General features: G+C 68.5%; 3 protein-coding genes. All 3 read left to right on the top strand.

Going from position 1 to position 2,474, the window contains the following annotated elements; translation table 11 throughout:
- A partial coding sequence (locus ACUH78_RS19015) for an MBOAT family O-acyltransferase (protein WP_445334331.1) occupies positions 1-1,098 on the top strand: 1,098 nt, incomplete at its 5' end.
- A 7-nt stretch (positions 1,099-1,105) separates the two neighbouring features.
- On the top strand, positions 1,106-2,239 hold the full coding sequence (locus ACUH78_RS19010) for a hypothetical protein (protein WP_445334332.1): 1,134 nt from the start codon (positions 1,106-1,108) through the stop codon (positions 2,237-2,239).
- Between the two features lie 147 nt (positions 2,240-2,386).
- Positions 2,387-2,474, top strand: an 88-nt coding sequence (locus tag ACUH78_RS19005; RefSeq protein ID WP_510497603.1) for a hypothetical protein, incomplete at its 3' end; no start/stop codon positions are given.

Below are 2,474 nucleotides of genomic sequence, written 5' to 3'. Positions count from 1 at the left end.
ACGATCGATGATTCAGCTCTGATCGGGAACTACGGGGTTGCTCGGACGGTTACGCCCGGCGCGCTCACGCCGCGCGCGCAGAACATGGCTATCGGCCTCAGCGTCTTCGCCCTCGGGCTGTTCAAGAAAACCGTCCTCGCCGACGGCGTCGCCCAGTACGCCACCCCCGTCTTCGACGCTGCTGCCGCGGGCGACACGCTCAGCTTCTTCGAGGCCTGGGGCGGCGCGCTCGCCTACACGCTGCAGCTCTACTTCGACTTCTCCGGCTATTCCGACATGGCCATCGGCGCCGCGCGCATGTTCGGCATCGTCCTGCCGGTCAACTTCCACTCGCCCTACAAAGCCACCAACATCATCGAATTCTGGCGGCGCTGGCACATGACGCTGTCGGCCTTCCTGCGCGACTATCTCTACATCGCGCTCGGCGGCAACCGCGCCGGGCGGCTCATGCGCTACCGCAACCTCATGCTCACCATGCTGCTCGGCGGCCTGTGGCACGGCGCGGGCTGGACCTTCGTCGCCTGGGGCGCGCTGCACGGCCTGTATCTGTGCATCAACCACGCCTGGCGGCACACCACCACGCGCCTCTTCCCGCAGGGGCTGCTCCCCGTCGCGCTCGCCAAGGCGCTGTCGTGGCTCGTCACCTTCGTCGCCGTCGTCATCGGCTGGGTGTTCTTCCGCGCGGGCAGTTTCGATGCCGCCGTCAGCGTGCTGCAGGGCATGGCCGGCCTCAACGGCATCGCGCTGCCCAACGCCATCGCGGCGCGGCTCGATGCGGTGTGGCCCGTGCTCGCCAGTCTCGGCTTCGGCACCTACCTCGGTGGCGGCGCGCAGTTCGTCTTCACCTGGCTTTGGATCGCCGCCCTGCTCCCGGTCGCGCTCATCCTGCCCAATACGCAGCAGATCATGCGCCACACCCAGCCCGGCCTGCACCTGCACACCGGGCGCGCCAAAGACGAACTCCAGCCCGCCCCGCGGCTCGCGGACAAACTCGCCTGGCGCAGCACAACGGGCTGGGCCATCGCCATCGGCCTGCTCGCCGCCATTGCCGTGCTCGCCATGACGCGCATCTCCGAATTCCTCTACTTCCAGTTCTGAGCCCGCCATGGACAGCCCCACCGCCTCGCGTCGCTTCCTGCTCTGGCTGGCGCTCAGCTTTGCCCTGGTGTGCACCGCAGCCGCCGGCTTCAACTACGTCGTCGACCCCTACGGCCTGTTCGGCACACCCCGCATCCAGGACTTCAACGCCATCAAGCCCACCGCCGCCGAACGCGTGCGCGTCACCAAGCCCTACATGGCCAGCGCCGCCCGCCCGGCCACCGTCATCGCCGGCAACTCGCGCCCCGAACTCGGCCTCGACCCGCAAAGCCCCTGCTGGCCCGACGACCACAAGCCCGTCTTCAACACCGGCATCCCCGGCGCCAGCTTCTACATGCAGACCCAGTACGCCAAGCACGCCCTCATGGCCGGCGGCGGCAAGCGCGTTCTGCTCGCGGTCGACTTCCTCGACTTCCTCACCAACACCGCCACCCCCGCCACCCCCGCCACCCCGCCCGACTGGCCGGCGCTGGCCCGCAGCTACGCCGGCCGCCTCCACATCCCCGGCGAAGACGCCCCCGCCTGGCAGCGCATCCACCAGCAGGCGCAAGACCAGCTCGGCGCCCTGTTCTCGCTCACCACCCTGGCCGACGCACTCGGCACCGTCGCCCGCCAGCGCGCCGCCTTCACCGCCGACCGCCGCGCCGATGGCTTCAACCCCGGGCGCGACTACCAGGCCATCATCCGCAGCGAAGGCCAGCACGTGCTCTTCGCGCAGAAGAACGCCGAACTGCGCGAGCGCCTGGCAAACCCGAAGCTCGGCCTCTTCCCCCCAGGCCAGCACAGCAACGAGAGCTTCGAGGCGCTCAAGGGTTTTCTGGGATGGGCGAAGCAGCACGGCATTGCCGTCACCGTCTTCATCAACCCCTACCATGCCGACTACCACCGCATCATCGCGGAGTCGGGGCTGGGCGAGACGTATGCGCAGTGGACGCAGAGGGTTGCGGAGATCGCGGCGGCGGCAGCGGTGCCGTTCCGGGACTTCAACGCGCAAGGGTTCGAGCTGGGCGAGACGCCACCGGGGCCCGGGGTGCGGGGTGAGCACATCCGGTGGTTCTGGGAGCCGGCGCATTACACGGCGGAATTGGGGGAGGTGATGCTGGCGCAGCTCCTCGGTCAGCGCCCATGCTCACCCAACTGAAAGCAAAGACTCGGCACCTCCCCTTCCATCTCCCCCCAACCGTGACAGCTTCCCGTTGAAGCGCCCCCCCATACCCGCTAGGCTTGCGGCATTGCATCAACGCCCCATACGGATGCCCACCCCATTCACTGCAAGCACGAGCCACCCATGAAACTCACCATCTTCGGCACCGGCTACGTTGGCCTCGTCACCGGCGCCTGCCTGGCGGAAGTCGGCCACACCGTGGTCTGCATGG

This window comes from Thauera sp. ZXT1-4 (assembly GCF_052598215.2).
This window is presented reverse-complemented; position numbering and strand designations above follow the sequence as displayed.

Excerpts from the sequence above, each read along its gene's own strand:
- ACUH78_RS19010 (WP_445334332.1), top strand. The coding sequence starts at position 1,106 with ATGGACAGCCCCACCGCCTCGCGTCGCTTCCTGCTCTGGCTGGCGCTC.